Origin of the sequence: Fusicatenibacter saccharivorans, assembly GCF_027667425.1 — a bacterium.
Taxonomy (GTDB): Bacteria; Bacillota; Clostridia; order Lachnospirales; family Lachnospiraceae; genus Fusicatenibacter; species Fusicatenibacter saccharivorans.
Map to the genome: position 1 here is coordinate 103,615 of NZ_JAQEGR010000008.1, position 19,521 is coordinate 123,135.

General features: G+C 50.1%; 18 protein-coding genes. All 18 read left to right on the forward strand.

From position 1 onward, the window contains the following. The first annotated feature begins 10 nt into the window (after positions 1 to 10). The 18 genes from def (at position 11) to mraY (ending at position 19,509) form a co-directional block, all read left to right on the forward strand. On the forward strand, positions 11 to 502 hold the full coding sequence (gene def, locus PGS38_RS09185; protein ID WP_055219778.1) for a peptide deformylase: 492 nt from the start codon (positions 11 to 13) through the stop codon (positions 500 to 502). 27 nt (positions 503 to 529) lie between these two features. Continuing rightward, entirely contained in the window at positions 530 to 1,501 is a 972-nt protein-coding gene (gene fmt, locus PGS38_RS09190; protein ID WP_118660194.1) for a methionyl-tRNA formyltransferase, read from the forward strand. 86 nt (positions 1,502 to 1,587) lie between these two features. After that, positions 1,588 to 2,283 (forward strand): zinc metallopeptidase, encoded by a 696-nt coding sequence (locus tag PGS38_RS09195; RefSeq protein ID WP_022463149.1) that lies wholly within the window; start codon positions 1,588 to 1,590, stop codon positions 2,281 to 2,283. Further along, positions 2,276 to 3,640 carry a 16S rRNA (cytosine(967)-C(5))-methyltransferase RsmB gene (gene rsmB / locus PGS38_RS09200; protein ID WP_117509650.1) on the forward strand — a complete coding sequence of 455 codons (1,365 nt, stop codon included), beginning with the start codon at positions 2,276 to 2,278 and terminating at the stop codon, positions 3,638 to 3,640. Before PGS38_RS09195 ends, rsmB begins: the two co-directional genes overlap by 8 nt. Before the next feature lie 3 nt (positions 3,641 to 3,643). Continuing rightward, entirely contained in the window at positions 3,644 to 4,684 is a 1,041-nt protein-coding gene (rlmN, locus tag PGS38_RS09205) for a dual-specificity RNA methyltransferase RlmN (RefSeq protein ID WP_117509649.1), read from the forward strand. A gap of 30 nt (positions 4,685 to 4,714) precedes the next feature. Continuing rightward, positions 4,715 to 5,458, forward strand: a complete 744-nt coding sequence (locus PGS38_RS09210) for a Stp1/IreP family PP2C-type Ser/Thr phosphatase (protein ID WP_022463152.1) — start codon at positions 4,715 to 4,717, stop codon at positions 5,456 to 5,458. Continuing rightward, the gene (pknB, locus tag PGS38_RS09215; RefSeq protein ID WP_117509648.1) at positions 5,452 to 7,719 is read left to right on the forward strand and encodes a Stk1 family PASTA domain-containing Ser/Thr kinase; all 2,268 of its coding nucleotides are present in this window, start codon (positions 5,452 to 5,454) and stop codon (positions 7,717 to 7,719) included. Before PGS38_RS09210 ends, pknB begins: the two co-directional genes overlap by 7 nt. A gap of 2 nt (positions 7,720 to 7,721) precedes the next feature. Next, the gene (gene rsgA, locus PGS38_RS09220; protein ID WP_055219788.1) at positions 7,722 to 8,606 is read left to right on the forward strand and encodes a ribosome small subunit-dependent GTPase A; all 885 of its coding nucleotides are present in this window, start codon (positions 7,722 to 7,724) and stop codon (positions 8,604 to 8,606) included. A 1-nt stretch (position 8,607) separates the two neighbouring features. Next, positions 8,608 to 9,291, forward strand: coding sequence for a ribulose-phosphate 3-epimerase (gene rpe / locus PGS38_RS09225; protein ID WP_117509647.1), 684 nt, complete (start codon positions 8,608 to 8,610; stop codon positions 9,289 to 9,291). Positions 9,292 to 9,325: 34 nt separating this feature from the next. After that, on the forward strand, positions 9,326 to 9,979 hold the full coding sequence (locus PGS38_RS09230) for a thiamine diphosphokinase (protein ID WP_147342458.1): 654 nt from the start codon (positions 9,326 to 9,328) through the stop codon (positions 9,977 to 9,979). A 124-nt stretch (positions 9,980 to 10,103) separates the two neighbouring features. Beyond that, positions 10,104 to 11,201, forward strand: coding sequence for a redox-regulated ATPase YchF (gene ychF, locus PGS38_RS09235; protein ID WP_022461456.1), 1,098 nt, complete (start codon positions 10,104 to 10,106; stop codon positions 11,199 to 11,201). Between the two features lie 28 nt (positions 11,202 to 11,229). Then, the gene (gene lgt / locus PGS38_RS09240) at positions 11,230 to 12,105 is read left to right on the forward strand and encodes a prolipoprotein diacylglyceryl transferase (protein ID WP_022461071.1); all 876 of its coding nucleotides are present in this window, start codon (positions 11,230 to 11,232) and stop codon (positions 12,103 to 12,105) included. A gap of 323 nt (positions 12,106 to 12,428) precedes the next feature. Beyond that, positions 12,429 to 12,860: a division/cell wall cluster transcriptional repressor MraZ gene (gene mraZ, locus PGS38_RS09245; protein ID WP_022461070.1), complete on the forward strand. Its 432-nt coding sequence runs from the start codon at positions 12,429 to 12,431 to the stop codon at positions 12,858 to 12,860. Between the two features lie 29 nt (positions 12,861 to 12,889). Beyond that, the gene (gene rsmH, locus PGS38_RS09250; RefSeq protein WP_173827246.1) at positions 12,890 to 13,828 is read left to right on the forward strand and encodes a 16S rRNA (cytosine(1402)-N(4))-methyltransferase RsmH; all 939 of its coding nucleotides are present in this window, start codon (positions 12,890 to 12,892) and stop codon (positions 13,826 to 13,828) included. Between the two features lie 29 nt (positions 13,829 to 13,857). Beyond that, on the forward strand, positions 13,858 to 14,367 hold the full coding sequence (locus PGS38_RS09255; RefSeq protein ID WP_022461068.1) for a hypothetical protein: 510 nt from the start codon (positions 13,858 to 13,860) through the stop codon (positions 14,365 to 14,367). Positions 14,368 to 14,441: 74 nt separating this feature from the next. After that, positions 14,442 to 16,496 (forward strand): peptidoglycan D,D-transpeptidase FtsI family protein, encoded by a 2,055-nt coding sequence (locus PGS38_RS09260; protein WP_055226958.1) that lies wholly within the window; start codon positions 14,442 to 14,444, stop codon positions 16,494 to 16,496. Positions 16,497 to 16,578: 82 nt separating this feature from the next. Then, positions 16,579 to 18,312 (forward strand): peptidoglycan D,D-transpeptidase FtsI family protein, encoded by a 1,734-nt coding sequence (locus tag PGS38_RS09265; RefSeq protein ID WP_270476181.1) that lies wholly within the window; start codon positions 16,579 to 16,581, stop codon positions 18,310 to 18,312. 240 nt (positions 18,313 to 18,552) lie between these two features. Further along, positions 18,553 to 19,509 carry a phospho-N-acetylmuramoyl-pentapeptide-transferase gene (gene mraY / locus PGS38_RS09270; RefSeq protein ID WP_055226954.1) on the forward strand — a complete coding sequence of 319 codons (957 nt, stop codon included), beginning with the start codon at positions 18,553 to 18,555 and terminating at the stop codon, positions 19,507 to 19,509. Positions 19,510 to 19,521 lie beyond the last annotated feature (12 nt).

Below are 19,521 nucleotides of genomic sequence, written 5' to 3' on the forward strand. Positions count from 1 at the left end.
GAAAAGAATTATGGCAATCAGAGAAATCAGAGTCGTAGGCGACCGCGTATTAACGAAAAAATGCAGACCGGTGGAGAAGATGACACCAAGAATCAGCGAGCTGATCGACGACATGTTTGACACCATGTATGAGGCAAACGGTGTCGGCCTTGCCGCACCGCAGGTCGGCATCTTAAAGAGAATCGTAGTCATGGATGTGGATGGAACCCCACATCTTCTGATCAATCCGGAAATCCTGGAGACTTCCGGAAGCCAGACAGGAGCAGAAGGCTGCTTAAGCCTTCCGGGAAAATCCGGTACAGTAACCCGTCCGAATTACGTAAAGGTAAGAGCGCTGGACCGCGACATGCAGCCGTTTGAACTGGAGGGAACCGAACTTCTTGCCCGCTGCATCTGCCACGAGTGCGATCACCTTGATGGACATATGTATACAGAAAAAGTAGAAGGTGAACTCTGGGACAACACGTACGATGAGTATGAGGAGTACGAGGACGAAGAGTAAGTCTTAAAATAAAGGAGATGACTTCAGATGAAAGTGGTATTTATGGGAACCCCGGATTTCTCCGTGGGAACACTTGAGGCACTCGTGGAGGCCGGTTATGAGATCACAGGCGTTGTGACCCAGCCGGACAAACCGAAGGGCCGCGGAAAACAGATGATGCCGACACCGGTGAAAGAGGCAGCCGAAAAACACGGCCTTCCGGTCTATCAGCCGCGCCGCGTGCGGGATGCAGAGGCGATCGAGGAGATCCGGAAAATGGAGCCGGATGTGATCGTTGTCGTTGCATTCGGCCAGATTATTCCAAAAGAGATTTTGGACATGCCGAAATACGGATGCATCAACGTTCATGCATCCCTGCTTCCGGCTTACCGCGGAGCAGCGCCGATCCAGTGGGCTGTCATGAACGGCGATGAAGTGAGCGGCGTAACCATTATGAAGATGGATGAAGGCCTCGACACAGGCGATATGCTGACGAAAGTGGAAGTTCCGCTTGCAGCAGATGAGACCGGCGGCAGTCTCTTTGACAAGCTCGCCGCAGCCGGAGCAAAACTTCTGGTGGAGACACTTCCAAGACTTGAAAAAGGCGAAGTGACACCGGAAAAACAGCCGGAGATAAGCACTACAGAGTATGCGCGGATGATCAAAAAAGAAGACGGAAAGATCGACTGGACGAAGAGTGCCGTTGAGATCGAACGTCAGATCCGTGCGATGAGCCCGTGGCCGAGTGCTTTTACAAAAGTAAACGGAAAGAACCTGAAAATCTGGGATGCCAAAGTCATTGCCATGTTCGGCGGCGATCTGTTTTCGAAAATTCCGGGACAGAATCCGACGAAGAGTGCCGGAAAAGTCTGGGTGGCAGATGAGACAGGTCTCCATGTAAAGACGGGAGACGGCATTCTGGTGATCGAGGAGCTGCAGCTCGAAGGAAAGAAACGGATGAAGACCGCCGATTTCCTGCGCGGCTATGCGATCGAGCCGGGTACCAGACTTGGCGAATAAAAGAGAAAAAGCAACCTGAAGTTAAGGCGGGGAACGGCACAGCGGTGTGATGGCTGCTGTGCCTGAGAAAAAAGGAGAAAAACGATATGGGACTTTTTTATGACAGTACGTATCTGCTGGTGATTCTTGCCGCACTGATTTCCATGGCGGTATCCGCCCGCATGAACACGATTTTCAGCAAATATCAGACCGTCCGCTCGTACAGCGGCATGACGGGACGCGAGGCGGCGATGCGCATTCTGCATCAGGCCGGCATCTACGATGTGACCGTCCGCCACGTATCCGGTAAACTGACCGACCACTATGATCCGCGGACAAAAACCGTGAATTTATCGGATGCGGTTTACGATTCAACCTCGGTCGCAGCGATCGGCGTCGCAGCGCATGAGTGCGGCCATGCCGTACAGCACAATACGGATTACGTGCCGCTGAAAGTAAGAAGCGCCATTGTTCCGGCAGCGAACCTTGGATCCCAGCTTTTCTGGCCGCTGTTCCTGATCGGACTGATTTTCAGCCTTCCGATGCTGGTGAAAGCCGGGATCTGGCTGTTTGTGCTGGCACTGGCATTCCAGGTGGTAACACTTCCGGTCGAGTTCGATGCGTCGAGAAGAGCATTAAAAATGCTCAGTGAGGGCGGTATGGTGACAGAGACGGAACACGACGGAGTCAAGAAAGTACTCTGGGCTGCAGCCATGACATACGTGGCAGCGGTGATCGGTTCTCTGCTGCAGCTGCTCCGGCTGCTGATTTTATCCGGAGCATTTAGGAGAAATGATGACTGATACAATCAATACAAGAGAGCTGATTATGAACATTCTGCTTGAGATGGACAGGGAGAAAACGCCCTGCCATCTTGCTGTAAGGGACGCCCTCGATAAATACCAGTTCCTGCCGCGGCAGGACCGTGCGTTTATCAAGCGGGTCTGCGAGGGAACCGTGGAATACGGCATCCAGAATGACTACATCATCAATCAGTATTCCAAAATCAAGATCAACAAATGCAAGCCGGTGATTCGTGCGATCTTACGGATGTCGGTGTACCAGATCCGTTTTCTTGACGCAGTACCGGATTCGGCAGTCGTCAATGAGGCGGTGAAACTGGCGGAAAAGAAGCATTTTTACAACTTAAAGGGCTTTGTCAACGGCGTTCTGCGCACGATCGTGCGGGAGAAAGATCATCTGCCGATGCCGAAGGAGAACAATACTACGCAGTATCTTTCCGTGAAATACTCCATGCCGGAATTTCTGGTTGAGGAGTTCGTATCCCAGTACGGAAAAGAAACGGCAGAAACGATGATGGCGGATTTCCTGAAAGAAAAACAGGTGACGATCCGTATCAACCGCTGGAACAATACGATCGAGGAGACGAAGAAAAGCCTGGAAAGCCAGGGGGCAGAGCTGGAAAAAGCGCCGTATCTTGGCGAGGCGTTCTATTTGAAAAACTTTGAGACGATCGCATCACTGAATGCCTTCCAGGAAGGCCGGTTCCAGATTCAGGATGTGAGCTCCATGATGGCGGCGCATCTGGCGGATCCAAAGCCGGGTGACCAGGTGCTGGATCTCTGCGCGGCACCGGGCGGAAAGAGCCTCCATGCAGCAGATAAAATGAGAAATCAGGGATGCGTGGAAGCGCGTGATCTCACCGAATACAAGGTCGATCTGATCCGGGAAAATGTGCAGAGAGTAGGTGTTTCCTGCGTCGTGCCGAAGGTAAAAGATGCGGAACAGCTCGATGCGGAATGGATCGGAAAAGCGGACGTTGTGATTGCAGACCTGCCGTGCACCGGATACGGCGTCATCGGCAGAAAGCCGGATATCAAATATTACGCTTCAAAAGAAAAAGAAGAGGAGCTGGTACGGATTCAGCGGGCAATCCTTGCAAATGCCGCATCGTACGTAAAGCCGGGCGGCACACTGTTGTACAGCACATGTACCGTCAACAGAAAAGAAAACGGCGAGAATGCCGCATGGTTTCTGGAACAGTTCCCGTTTGAAGCAGTCAGTCTGGATGAACTGCTGCCGGATGAGCTGAAAAGCGGAGAAACGGCCGAAGGACAGCTGCAGCTGATCCCGGGGGTACACAAGACAGACGGATTTTTCCTTGCAAAATTCCGGAAAACAGAGGAAGGACGGGCGTAACAGATGGATATTAAATCAATGACCTTAGACGAATTAAAGGACGCCTGCCAGCAGATGGGAGAAAAGCCATTCCGTTCCAAACAGTTATACGACTGGATGCATCATCGTCTGGCGGGCAGCTACGATGAGATGACGAATCTCTCGCTTGCCTTCCGGGAAAAATTAAAGGAACAGTATCCGCTTACCTGTCTCGAAAAAGTGCAGGTGCAGGAGTCTAAAATCGACGGAACGAGAAAATACCTGTTCCGCCTTAGCGACGGCAACGTGATCGAGAGCGTCTGGATGAAGTACTACCACGGAAATTCCGTCTGCATCTCATCCCAGGTCGGCTGCCGGATGGGCTGCCGCTTCTGCGCGTCCACAATCGGCGGACTGGTGCGGTGTCTGACACCGTCGGAGATGCTGGATCAGATTTACCGGATTCAGGAGGACACAGGGGAGCGGGTCTCCAATCTGGTTGTGATGGGGACGGGAGAGCCGATGGATAATTACGACAATCTGGTGCGTTTTGTGCGACTGCTTTCCAGCCCGGAGGGTCTCAATATCAGCCAGCGGAATATCACGGTTTCAACCTGTGGAATTGTACCGAATATGTATAAACTGGCGGATGAGGGACTCCAGATTACCCTGGCACTTTCCCTCCATGCACCAAACGATGAGAAGCGCCGTGAGCTGATGCCGATCGCCAATAAATATTCCATTGATGAGGTACTTGATGCGTGTCGCAATTACTTTGCAAAAACAGGACGCAGGATTACATTTGAATATTCTCTTGTTGGTGGAAAAAATGACAGCGAGGCTGATGCAAAAGAGCTTTCCTCGCGTATTTCGGATATCAACTGCCACGTAAATCTGATCCCGGTCAACCCGATCAAAGAGCGCGATTACGTGAAATCAACGAAAAAAGTCGTAGAGAATTTCAAAAATAAACTTGAAAAATACGGAATTAATGTTACTATTAGAAGGGAAATGGGCGCTGATATTGACGGAGCCTGTGGACAGTTAAGAAAAAGTTTTATTGATAAATCAAACGAACAGCCGTAAAAAAGCGGCTGTCAATACAGGAGAAAAAGCATGAAGGTATTTTCTGCAACCGATATCGGACAGAAACGGACGATGAACCAGGATTTTGTGTTTGCCTCCGCCTCTCCGGTCGGAAACCTTCCGAACCTCTTTGTCGTTGCAGACGGCATGGGAGGCCATAACGCGGGCGATTTTGCTTCGCGTTACGGTGTTTCTGTACTGGTGGAATCTGTAAAAAGGGATACGAATTTCAACCCGGTGCGGATCATTCGGCATGGAATTGAAGCAGCAAACAGCCAGATTTTTGAGCAGGCAAAACGAGATATATCCATGGAAGGCATGGGTACGACGATGGTAGTAGCTACGGTTGTCGGCAACTATGCCTACGTTGCAAACGTAGGAGACAGCAGGCTGTATCTGGCAGCAGATGGCACGTTTGACCAGGTGACGCAGGACCATTCCCTGATCGCAGAGATGGTGCGCCTTGGAGAACTCACTCCCGAGCAGGCGCGGAATCACCCGGACAAAAACATTATTACCAGAGCAGTAGGCACACAGGATACCGTAAAGATTGATTTCTTTGACATTCAGCTTGAAGAGGGCAATCAATTGGTGATGTGCTCGGACGGCCTTTCCAACATGGTAACGGATGAGGAGATTTTCGAACTCATCTGCCGAGAAGACGGTGAGGACAAGGCGAAACGTTTAATTGATAAAGCAAATGCAAATGGCGGCAGAGACAATATCGCAGTCATTGTCGTTGAACCATTTACAAACGAGGTGAAAGAATGTTAAAAGAGGGCGTTATTTTAGGAGAACGATATGAGATCATAAGCCGGATCGGTTCCGGCGGTATGGCTGATGTCTACAAAGCAAAAGACCACAAGCTGAACCGCATGGTGGCCGTCAAGGTTTTAAAACCGGAATTCCGGGAGGATAAAACCTTTATCCGCAAGTTCCGCACGGAGGCACAGGCCGCAGCAGGACTGTCCCATCCGAATATTGTAAACGTGTACGATGTCGGGGAGGACCGCGGCGTTTACTATATCGTCATGGAGCTTGTCGAGGGAATTACTCTGAAGGATTACATTGACCGCAAAGGAAAACTGAGCGTAAAAGAGGCAACCAGCATCGCCATTCAGGTTTCCCTTGGTCTTGAAGCAGCACACAACCGCAATATTGTACACCGCGATGTCAAACCGCAGAACATCATCATTTCCACAGACGGAAAAGTAAAACTTTCCGACTTTGGTATTGCAAAGGCAACTTCTTCCAATACGATCAGTTCGAACGTTATGGGAAGCGTACATTACAGCTCTCCGGAGCAGGTGCGCGGCGGATATTCGGACTATAAGAGTGATATCTATTCCCTTGGTATCACCATGTACGAGATGGTAACCGGAAGAGTGCCGTTTGACGGCGACACCACCGTTGCCATCGCAATCAAGCATCTGCAGGAGGAGATTGAATCTCCATCCAAATATACCCCGAACCTTCCGTTCGCACTGGAGCAGATTATCTTAAAATGTACCCAGAAGAGCCCGGACCGCCGTTACAATAACATGGCGGAGCTGATCGACGACTTGAAGCATTCGCTGATGGAGCCGCAGGGCAATTTCGTAAAAGTAACTCCGTTAAGCTCTCACGCCGAGACTGTTATGGTATCCGCAGAGGAGTTAAGCCAGATCCGTTCCGGCGCAGCAGCAAAGGCAAATGCGCAGACGGCAGAGGAGCCGGCCCGCAAGCGCTACAGCAAGATCGAGGATGAGGAAGAGGACGAAGATTACAGCTACGAGGACGAAGAAGACGAGGATGAGGACGAAGAAGAGGATGACCGCGATTCCTACGATGAGGATGACGACGATTCCTACTACGACGATGACGACGACGATGACAAAGCCGGAAACAAACTCGAAAAGATCATCACAATCGGCGGTTTTGCGATTGCAGCCATCATCATCTGCATGCTGATCTACTTTATTGCACAGGCAGCCGGCATTGTCGGCGGAAAAGGACCGACCGCAGCCTCTTCCAGTTCCGCATCATCTTCGAGCAGCACGGAAGTTGTTTCTTCCAGCAGCAAAGAAGAGGAAAAAGTAACCGTTCCGGATCTGACCAATAAAACCGAGGCAGATGCAACCACACTGGCAAACAGCCTGAAACTTGGTGTGGTCAACGGCGGAACCGAGGCATCGGATGTCATTGAGGCAGGAAAGATCTGCCGCCAGGATCTGAAACCGGGAACGAAAGTCGATAAAAATGCAACGATTACGTATTATGTAAGCTCCGGAAAAGAAACCGTAACGATTCCGACCGGCATTGTGGGAACACAGAAAGACGCTGCAAGCGCTGCTCTGACCCAGCTTGGACTTCAGGTTTCTACCACAGAGGATTTCAGCGATACCGTTGCCGAAGGATACGTAATTTCCGTTGATCCGGCCGAAGGAAGCCAGGTTGCACCGGAATCCACCGTTACCCTCGTTGTCAGCAAGGGATCAAAGGACGCGGAAGAAATTGCAATCCGTGATGTAATTGGTCTGGATGAGGAAACTGCAAAATCAATCCTGAGCGATTTCAATATTATTGTAAAAACAGGAACCAGCAGCAAGGTGGCCGAGGGTGAAGTCATGGAGGTTGACCCGGCAATCGGAACCAAAGTGAAGAAAGGTTCGGACGTTACGATTTATGTCAACAGCCCAAGTGCACAGCCAACGACGCCGGATGAGAATACACCGACCCCGACACCGGCCGAGCCGGGCGCAAATACCGCTACGGATGTTACCTGGTCCTGCAGCCAGACCTTAAGTGCGCCGGATCAGTATCAGGGTGGTATTGCAAAAATTGAGCTGATCCAGGATGATGGAAACGGAAACGAAACCTCCATCACCATCATGGACGGACAGGCCATTACGAGCTGGCCGTATTCTGTCAACACCAACTGGAGTGCTTCATCGTCTGCTTCTTCTACCGGAAGAATCGTCTTCTATGAGATGGATTCGAGCGGAAGTTATCAGGCAATTGCACAGTACCCATCGGTTCCGTTGAGTGAAGGGTGAGTATGACAGGAAAGATTATGAAAGGAATTGCCGGATTCTACTACGTAGACGTAGAAGAATCCGGCATTTATGAGTGCAAAGCAAAAGGAATTTTCCGAAAGGAAGGCCAGAAACCGCTCGTCGGAGATCTTGTGGAAATCGAGATTCTGGATGAAGCGGAAAAAACAGGAAATATGACCCGGATTCTGCCGCGAAAAAATGAACTGATCCGTCCGGCAGTGGCCAATATCGATCAGGCGCTTGTGATTTTTGCGCTGGAAAATCCGACCCCGAACCTGACGCTTCTGGACCGTTTTCTTGTGATGATGGAACAGCAGAACGTTCCGACGGCAATCTGTTTCAATAAAAGAGATCTTGCGGGGGAAGATTACACAGACCATCTGCGAAGCGTCTATGAGAACTGCGGTTACCGTGTCTTTACGGTGAGTGCAGCGAAAGAGCAGGGCATGCAGGAAGTGGAAGCATACCTGAAAGGGAAAACAACGGTGGTAGCCGGTCCGTCCGGCGTCGGAAAATCTTCGATCACAAACCGGATGCAGAAAGAAATCCAGATGGAGACCGGAGAGATCAGCAAAAAGCTGAAAAAAGGAAAACACACGACGCGCCATTCCCAGATGATCCCGATCGACCATGAGACGTATCTGTGCGATACGCCGGGGTTCAGCTCGCTTTATACAACCGATATGGAAAAAGAGGAGCTGAAAAACTTTTTCCCGGAATTTCATCCGTACGAAGGAAAATGCCGTTTCCTCGGCTGCATCCACGGAAAAGAGCCGGGCTGTGCCGTCAAAGAGGCACTGGAACAGGGAAATATCAGCAAAGAAAGATTTGAAAACTATACCATGTTCTATGAAGAACTGAAAGAACAGGAAAAGAGGAGATACTAGCATGAGCCGAGTATATCAGTTGGCACCTTCTATTTTATCCGCAGACTTCAACCGTCTCGGAGAACAGATCCAAAGGGTAGAGAAAGCAGAGTGCCGGTGGCTTCATATCGATATTATGGATGGAATGTTTGTACCATCCATTTCGTTTGGAATGCCGGTGGTAAAGTCGATCCGAAAAGAAAGCAGTCTGTATTTTGATGTTCATATGATGGTAAAGGACCCGGAGCGGTACGTAGAAGAATTTCAAAGCTGCGGGGCGGATATGATCACGGTTCACGCGGAGGCATGCCGCGATCTGGCAGAAACCGTGAAAAAGATTCATGAAACAGGCGCAGATGCCGGAGTTGCCGTAAATCCGGATACGCCGCTTTCTGCGGTTACGGACGTGATGGATCAGGTAGAAATGATTCTGATTATGAGCGTTTATCCTGGCTTCGGCGGCCAGAAGTATATCCCGGAGTCGACGGAGAGGATCCGTACGCTCCGCAGAATGCTGGATGAAAAGGGACTGGAGCATGTGCACATTCAGGTCGATGGCGGCATCAACCGCGCGACCATCGATGAAGTCCTTGCGGCAGGTGCCAACATCATCGTGGCAGGCTCTGCTGTATTTGGCAGCAACATCGAGCAGAACGTGCGCGAGCTGCAGGAAAAAATTTCTTTATACAGCAAAAAGGCAGAATAAGATACAAAAAGACAGAAAAAAGAGGCAGGGAAACGTGAGAACATGTATTATTTCGGGAGGGATGATCGAACCGGATTTTGCCTTCCCATATCTTCAGAAACAGCAGTTTGATATTATCCTGGCAGCAGACCGGGGACTGGAGTTCTGCTACCATTACCAGATTATGCCGACGTATATTCTGGGAGATTTTGACAGTTTATCTCCGGAGATTTTAAATTATTACAAGGAGAACCATGTCGCACCGATCCGGGAATTTAATCCCATGAAGGACAATACGGACACGGACATCGCATTTCAGCAGGCGATTGTTCTGGGAAGCAGTGAAATCACGATCCTCGGAGCAACAGGAGGAAGACTCGACCATTTCTTAAGTATTGTGCAGAACCTGAAAACGGCATGGGAGAAGAAAATTCCGGCTTACATCGTGGACAGCCGCAATCTGATTACGATTCCGGTGGAAACTTCGTTTGAAATCCGGAAAGAAGAGCAGTTCGGAAAGTACGTTTCGTTCTTCCCGCTGGAAAAGGAAGTCGCATCCATCACCCTGGAGGGCTTCGCCTACCCGCTCGACCATCACTATCTGCCGAATACTTCGGGTGGTCTGTGCGTGAGCAATGAGATTGTCGAGGAGACCGCGCATGTATCGTACGAGGGCGGCATTCTTCTGATGGTACAGTCAAGAGATTAAAATCCATTGAAATCAAAGAGCCCGTGTGCTATAATTTATAGTTGCATTGGGCTCTTTTTGTGCATAAAAAGAACCCGAACAGAAAAAGAAGCGAAAAATAAAAACAAAGGAGATATAGATTACTATGAAATTAGGTATCGTGGGCCTTCCGAACGTCGGAAAAAGTACACTTTTCAATTCCCTGACCAAAGCAGGAGCAGAGAGCGCAAACTATCCGTTCTGTACCATTGACCCGAATGTCGGCATCGTGCCGGTTCCGGACAAGCGTCTGCAGCAGCTCGGAGATTTCTATCAGTCCAAGAAAGTAACACCGGCTGTCATCGAGTTCGTTGACATCGCAGGTCTTGTAAAAGGTGCATCCAAAGGAGAGGGACTTGGAAACCAGTTCCTTGCCAATATCCGTGAGGTAGACGCTATCGTTCACGTTGTCAGATGCTTCGAGGATCCGAACGTTATCCACGTAGACGGCAGCATTGATCCGCTCCGTGATATCGAGACCATCGACCTTGAGCTGATCTTCGCCGACCTTGAGGTACTCGAGCGCCGTATTTCCAAAACTGCAAAATCTGCAAGAATGGACAAAGAGGCAGCAAAAGAGCTCGAATTCCAGGAGCGTCTGAAAAAACTGCTCGAGGACGGAAAAGATGCCATCCTGATGGAGCTGCAGAACGAGGACGAGGAGAAATGGATCGCAGAGTACAACCTGCTGACCAGTAAACCGGTCATCTACGCAGCAAACGTAGCAGAGGATGATCTCGCTGACGACGGTGCAAACAACTCCTATGTACAGTCCGTCCGCGAATATGCAAAAGAGCACAACAGCGAAGTATTCGTCATCTGCGCCGAGATCGAGGCAGAAATCTCCGAACTCGAAGAGGATGAGAAAAAAATGTTCCTCGAGGATCTTGGTCTTACCGAGTCCGGCCTGGAAAAACTGATCGCAGCAAGCTACCGTCTGCTCGGCCTCATGAGCTTCCTTACAGCAGGAGAGGATGAGACCCGTGCATGGACCATCAAAGTCGGAACAAAAGCACCGCAGGCAGCCGGAAAAATCCACACCGATTTCGAGCGCGGATTCATCAAAGCCGAGGTTGTCAATTATCAGGATCTGCTCGACTGCGGTTCCTACGCAGGAGCAAGAGAGAAAGGCCTTGTGCGTATGGAAGGAAAAGATTACATTGTCCGCGACGGCGATGTCATCCTGTTCCGTTTCAACGTTTGATAAGTAATAATAAGAGAGAATATAAGTTATGGATATGGAAATTAATTTTCCCAATCTCGGGATCTATCTCGACCATGTGGGAAAAAACATCAGTATTTTCGGATTTTCCATTGCCTATTACGGCATCGTGATCGTAACCGGTATGATGATTGCGATCTGGATTGCCCAAAGAGAGGCAAAGCGGACAGGGCAGAACCCGGAGCAGTACCTCGATCTTGCGATGATCGGCATCGCAGCCGGTATTCTCGGGGCGCGGATTTACTACGTTATATTTGCCTGGGACTATTATAAGGATGATCTTTTGAGTATTTTCAACATCCGCCAAGGCGGACTTGCCATCTACGGCGGCATCATCGGTGCCTGCATTGCGGTGGTGATTTACAGCAGAAAGAAGAAACAGAACTTCAGCCTTCTGATGGATACCGCGAGCATGAGCATCGTGTTCGGTCAGATTATGGGACGGTGGGGAAACTTCTTTAACCGTGAGGCATTCGGTGACTACACTAACAACCTGTTTGCAATGCAGCTTCCGGTTTCCGCGGTCCGTGCCAATGAAATCACACAGAAAATGTGGGATCATGTGGTGACGGTAAACGGCGTCGAGTATATTCAGGTGCATCCCACCTTTTTATATGAAAGTTTATGGAATGTGGGTGTCCTGCTTTTTCTTTTCTGGTTTCGGAAAAGAAAAAAATTTAACGGCGAAGTGTTCCTGATGTATCTGATAGGATACGGCCTTGGAAGAATCTGGATCGAGGGACTCCGCACCGACCAGCTTCTGCTTCCGGTGGTGGGACTTCCGGTTTCCCAGCTCCTTTCGGGGTGCCTTGTGGTGGGATGTACCATCCTGGTGGTATGGAAACGAAAAAAATTATCATCCGGTGGGGAGACAGCCCATTCTTAAGGATAAAACCAGTGAAAAAAACAGAATAAAAATACAGAAAAGGGGAAAACCGGCAAAAAAGGTTTTCTCTTTTTTGATACAAAATTGGTATAAAAAAGGCGGAAAATGCGCATAAAAATGTTGCATTTTGGGGAAAATCTTAAAAATGAAATAGAAAAAAGACCTTGCTATTTTCCCTGAGTTGATATAGAATAAAAATATAAGTGGTAGAAAGTGGTGAAAAGTGGTGCGTTGTGGAGCGGATGTGGCAGTCTGGCTGCGGCGCAATACATGAAGTGGTGCGTGGGGAGACCGCCATTTCAGGTGATAAGAGGGTTTTCATTATGTTCATGGGAGAGTACAGTCATACGATTGACGCGAAGGGAAGATTGATCATACCGTCCAAGTTCAGAGAACAGCTGGGAGAAGAGTTTGTACTGACGAAGGGATTGGACGGATGCCTTTCCATTTACCCAAACGACGAATGGGCTGCCTTTGAAGAGAAGCTGAGAGCCTTACCACTTACAAACAAAAACGCCAGAACTTTTTCCCGTTTCTTTGTAGCAGGTGCTACGTCATGTGAACTGGACAAGCAGGGGAGGATTCTCGTACCGGCAACGCTGCGGGAATTTGCTGGTCTGGAAAAAGATGTAGTCCTTACCGGAAATATCAACCGGATTGAAATCTGGAGCAAGGAAAAATGGAACGAAAACAGCAATTATGATGATATGGATGCCATCGCCGAATCAATGGAAGAGATGGGCATTGTGATCTGATCTGTTTCGTTGGGATACAGGAGATGACCATGGAATTTTCGCATACATCAGTATTACTGAATGAAACCATTGAAAACCTTAAGATAAAACCGGACGGAATCTACGTGGACGGGACGTTGGGAGGCGCTGGACATTCCAGTCATATATGTGAGCGCTTATCTGCCACGGGGAGATTAATAGGCATAGATCAGGACGAAGCTGCGATAGCTGCTGCGGGTAAACGCCTGGAACCATTTCAGAACCAGGTCACGATTATCCGCAGCAATTATTGCGATATGGTTCCGCGTCTTGCCGAAATCGGAGTCACCGGGGTAGACGGAATCCTGCTGGATCTTGGAGTTTCATCCTATCAGCTGGATAATGCAGAGCGTGGATTCACATACCGTGAGGATGTTCCGCTGGATATGCGGATGGATCAGAGAAATGCTCTTTCCGCGTACGAAGTCGTGAACGATTACAGTGAAGAGAATCTTTCGCGTATTCTCCATGAATATGGAGAAGAGCGTTTTGCAAGAAAAATTGCACACAATATATGCGTAAGCCGGCAGCAGGCGCCGATTCGAACAACTGGGGAGTTAATCGAAATCATCAAGCGCTCGATTCCGGCAAAAATAAGGGCGACGGGCGGCCATCCGGCCAAGAGAACCTTTCAGGCAATCCGTATCGAAGTGAACCAGGAACTTACCGTTCTGTCGGAGTCACTGGACGGCATGATTGATCTCTTAAATGACGGTGGAAGACTTTGTGTCATCACCTTTCATTCTCTGGAAGACCGTATCGTAAAAAACATTTTCAGAAAAAACGAGCATCCATGTACGTGTCCGCCGGAATTTCCGGTCTGTATATGCGGAAAGAAGTCCAAGGGAACCGTAGTAACTCGGAAACCGATCTTGCCGGGAGAAGAGGAAATGGAAACAAATCCCCGTTCCAAGAGCGCAAAACTGCGCGTCTTTGAACGAAAAGTGTGACGGCTCGGCACGAAGGAGACAGAGAAGTTATGGCCAGACGGGCAGATGGAAGGGTAAATTCGACAGATAGAACGAAACGTTATACGCCAGATACGTTTGAGGACGGAAGTGCGGTACGGCGTCTTGCAGCACAGCCGCAGGAAGCACCAAAAGAAGCACGGCCTCTGAAATCGGGTGTGAGCAGCCAGACAAGAAGAAACCGGGCACGGGCGACACAGATCAGCGCGGGCTACGCTGTTTTTCTTGCCATTGTCTGCACACTGTGTATCGCGGCGTGTGTTGCGTATGTCAAGTTGCAGACCGTGGTTACCACGCAGGCGGAAGACATTACCAGCAAAGAAAAAGAATTGAGCGATCTGAAGGCGGACAATGACGCCTATTACAATACAACGGTTGCCTCCGAAGATCTTGAGGCAGTCAAAGAAGCAGCACAGAACCGGCTCGGCATGAAATATGCAGATGAGTCCCAGGTAATTTATTTCGATGATTCAGAAAACAGCTATGTGAGACAGTATCAGGATGTTCCGGATGCGAAATAGGTGAAAACGTGAGTAAACAGAAAAAAAATAAAAAACGAAGCGGGGCATTCCGGAGACGGAAGACAAGTGGGCGTATGAGCAGAAAACTGGTAGCACTCTTTTTGGGAGTGATGCTGGTTTTTGTTGCTTTAGCGATTGACATTACGTATGTGAATGCCACAAAGGGAGAAAAATACGAAAGACAGGTTTTAAGCCAGACGCAGCAGTCCTACGACAGCAGGACAATTCCATTCCAGCGGGGAAGTATCACCGACCGGAACGGAACGATTCTGGCAACGAGTGAGAAGGTTTACAACGTTATTCTCGACTGTAAACTTGCCAATACGACGGTAAAAGATGAAGAAAAGAACGATACCCATCCGTACGTCGATCCGACCGTAGCAGCACTGGTTGAATACTTCGGACTCGACGAGACGGATATCCGGGATCGTCTGACCGGCGAAACGACAAAAGAAAGCCAGTACCAGGTTCTCGCCAGAGAGGTCTCGATGGACGCGAAAAAAGCGTTTGAGGCCTATGTGGACGAGTACGCGGACAAAAAGAACAAGGAGCTCGATGAGAACGAGCAGGCGGAAAAAGCATACCGTGCCAACATCCGCGGCGTCTGGTTCGAGGAATCCTACCACAGAACGTATCCGTTAAATTCACTTGCCTGCGATCTGATCGGCTTTACGTATTCAGGAGACACGGCAGACTGGGGAATCGAAGGGTATTATTCCAGTATCTTAAATGGCGTGAATGGCCGCCAGTTCGGCTATTACAACGAAGATGCGGATATGGAACAGACGATCATCGAGGCGCAGCCGGGCAAAAACGTGGTTACGACGATTGATGTAAATATTCAGAAGATCATCCGCACGGCGATCGAGAATTACAATGAGCGGATTCATGTCCAGAACGGCGCGGACGAATCGGACACTGAGACGAACCGTCAGACAAAAGCGGCAAAGAATATCGGCGTTGTCGTGATGGATCCGAACAATGGAGAGATTCTTGGTATGGATTCTTCCGACTGGTATGACCTGAACAATCCAAGAGATCTGACACCGTTCTATTCGCAGGAAGAAATTGATGCGATGAACGATAACGAGACAATGGAGGCTTTGAGTGCCATCTGGAAAAACTACTGTATTTCCGATGCATATGAGCCAGGTTCCACGGCAAAACCGATGAACGTGGCGGCGGCATATTCCCTCGATGTAATCGATGATGATACCCTGTTTGACTGTGAGGGGTTTGAGACGATTGCAGGGCAGATGATCCGCTGCGGAGCTTATCCGGGAACACATGGCGTACAGACACCGGCCGATGTACTGAAAAACTCCTGCAACGCTGGTATGATGCAGATCGGACAGAAGATGGGAGCAGCGGAATTTCTCCGCTATCAGGATATTTTCGGTTTCGGCAGTCTGACAGGAATTGACCTGCCGGGTGAGGCGTACGGCCTGGTTCACACGGAGGATACCATGGGACCGACCGAGCTTGCAACGAGTACATTCGGACAGGGCTATACCGTGACGATGGTACAGCAGGCAGCTGCGTTTTCCTCTCTGATCAACGGAGGCAATTATTACCAGCCGCATGTGATGAAGACGATCACGGACAGCACAGGAGCTGTTGTTGAGAGCAATGAGCCGAATCTGGTGCGTCAGACGGTTTCCGCGGAAATCAGCGATAAAATGAGAAGTTTCCTCCAGGGAGTCGTGACCGATGGAAGCGGCCAGAGTGCAAAGGTTGCCGGTTACACGATGGGAGGAAAAACAGGTACTGCACAGAAGTATCCGCGAGGCAATGGAAAATATCTCGTTTCCTTTATCGGATTTGCACCGGTAGAAAACCCGAAAGCTGTTGTTTACGCGATTGTGGACGAGCCGGATGTAGAAAATCAGGCGAACAGTGTGCTGGCACAGGAGATCGTAAAAGAGATCTACACAGAACTGCTGCCGTATTTGAACGTATTCCCGGATGATACGGACGGTGTGACGGGCGAAGGCTCCGAGACCGGAACGGATGATCCAAACGTAGCGGCACCGGTACAGGAAGACGATACGGAAAACAGTGCTGAAAACAGCAATATCGAGAACGGCGGTCTGACAAACGCCGAGCTGGATCTCATCAATGAAGAGTAAAAAAACATAAAAAACAAAAGACATAACCCCATAGCAGTTTCCATATAGTGTTATCATAATGGATTCGGCTATGGGGTATTCTATGCGTAAAAACAAAACGTATCACCGGAAAAAGACGGTTCTTCTGTGGGTACTCTGCATGGGAATGATGGTCGGACTTGCCGGGCGGCTGGTGTATCTGTGTGTGTTCCGGTCCGTCTATTATTCCGAGAAGGCGGATGATCTGCACGAGCGGGAGCGCGGGATCAAGGCGGCGCGCGGCCGGATTCTTGATGCAAACGGGGAAGTTCTCGCGGCAAACCGCACGGTCTGTACGATTTCCGTGATCCACAGCCAGATCGAGGAGCCGGAGGCGGTGATTGCGATGCTGGTAAAAGAGCTTGGAATTTCGGAGGAGACGGCGCGGAAACGCGTGGAGAAGCGGTCTTCAATCGAGCGTGTCAAGACGAATGTGGACAAGAAGACGGGTGATACCATCCGGTCGTACGGATACGCGGGGGTAAAAGTGGATGAGGATTTCAAGCGGTATTACCCCAAAGGGAAGCTGGCGTCGCGCGTTATCGGCTTCACCGGAGGCGATAATCAGGGCATCATCGGGCTGGAGGTGGAATATGAGGAAATTTTAAAAGGAATCAACGGAAAAATCCTGACGACAACGGATGCGCGCGGGATTGAGCAGAACGGCATCGGGGAGAGCCGCCAGGAGCCGGTGGCGGGAAGGGACTTAAAGGTCAGCCTGGATGTCAATATCCAGGCGTACTGCCAGCAGGCAGCGGAAAAGGCGATGGCAGAAAAACAGGCGGACAGCGTCTCGATTCTTCTTATGAATCCGCAGAACGGAGAAATCTATGCCTGTGTCAATGTGCCGGAGTTCGACCTCAACGATCCGTTCACGCTGCAGCAGGATACAACGGGACTTTCGGAAAAAGAAATTCAGGATCTGCTGAACCAGATGTGGCGGAATGCCTGCATCAACGATACGTACGAGCCGGGATCTACCTTTAAGATCATCACGATGTCGGCGGGACTTTCGGAGGGCGTTGTGTCGCCGAACGATTCGTTTTTCTGTCCCGGCTACAAAATCGTGGAGGACCGCCGGATCCACTGCCACAAGCGGACGGGACACGGAGCCGAAAACTTCGTGCAGGGCGCGCAGAACTCGTGCAACCCGGTGTTCATTGAAGTGGGGCTGCGGCTCGGTGTGGAAAAGTTCTGTGATTACTTCCGGAAATTCGGCCTGATGGAAAAGACAGGGATCGATCTGCCGGGCGAGGCATCGACGATTATGCACAAGGAGGAAAACATCGGAGAGGTTGAGCTTGCGACGATGGCATTCGGCCAGTCCTTCCAGATCACGCCGATCCGCTTGGCGGCGACGGTCTCTGCGCTCGTCAACGGCGGAAAAATGGTGACGCCGCATGTCGCAACGGATGTGCTCAATGAAGAAGGAAATGTTGTAAAGCATCTGAATTTTCCGGAAAAAGAAGGGGTTCTTTCGGAAGAAACTTCCAGGACGGTGCGCGAAATTCTGGAAAGCGTCGTTTCAGAAGGGTCTGGAAAGAATGCGTACCTCGAGGGATATTCCATCGGCGGAAAGACGGCAACTTCGCAGACACTTCCGCGGAGCGCCAACCGCTATATTTCCTCATTCCTCGGCTTCACCCCGGCGGAGCATCCGACGGTGCTGGGGCTTTGCATTATCCGCAATCCGCAGGGCGTCTACTACGGCGGAACGATCTGCGCGCCGGTGATCCGCGATATCTTTTCCAATGTACTTCCGTATCTCGGTATTGGACACAATTCTCAGGAAACCTGAGAATTGTGTCCTTCGCAGCCCTCATTTAAAGTTTTGCTTCGCAAAAGGAGGGCTGCTCACACCTGAATCACTTTCTTACGCAGCGAAACAGCAAGTGTTTCACTGCTGAGCGAACCGTAACTTGGATTATAAAAGAAGGTTGCGAAACAGAACAAAAAGCTATATACTGAATAGGCTGGAGAAAATATTTTGACATGCCTGTTCCGTACACAATCCGTACAAAAAGGAAGAGGTGCGTCTATGAAAAGAGAAATGATCCTGCCGGTTCTTCTTTCCTTTGGCATCAGCCTGGCGCTGGGGCCGGTTCTGATCCCGTTTCTGCGAAAAGTCAAAGCGGGGCAGAAGGAGCGGGAAGAGGGTGTGCCGAGCCACCAGAAAAAAGCGGGAACCCCGACGATGGGCGGCGTGATGTTTCTGGCGGCGTTTACCGCAGTTTCCCTCCTTTTCCGGAAAGAGGGAGCGGAAGTGGTTCCGGTGCTGTTTCTGACGCTTGGTTTTGGCCTGATCGGCTTTCTCGATGACTATCTGAAAGTCGTGCTGCACCGCAGCGACGGGCTGTACCCGAAGCAGAAAATGGCACTGCAGGCAGTGATTACAGCAGTCTTTCTGTGGTATTTGGCGCGTTTTTCCGGAATTTCCCTCCGGATGCGCATTCCGTTCCTTCCAGGCAAAGAGCTGGACGCAGGGATTTTTACGATTCCGTTTCTCGCCTTTGTGATTCTTGGAACGGTCAACGGTGTCAACTTTACCGACGGCCTTGACGGACTGGCGGCGAGTGTGACGATTTTAAATGCTGTTTTCTTTTCCGTGGCATCGATCGGCCTCGGAAACGGTGTTTCCCCGTCCCCGCTTGCGGTTATCGGGAGTCTGCTGGGGTTTCTGGTATTCAATGTATTTCCTGCCCGCGTCTTTATGGGCGATACCGGAAGTCTGGCACTCGGCGGTTTCGTCTCGGGAATGGCGTGTTTCTTACGTCTCCCCTTATTTCTGCCGCTTGTGGGATTCATTTATATGATGGAGATTCTCTCTGTGATCCTGCAGGTGTCATTCTTCAAACTGACGAAGGGAAAACGGATCTTCAAGATGACGCCGATCCATCACCATTTCGAGCTGATGGGCTGGTCGGAGACACAGATTGTGACGGTGTTTGCTACAATCACAGCGATACTATGCCTGATCGCATTGATGGGGCTTTAAAATATGGAGGTA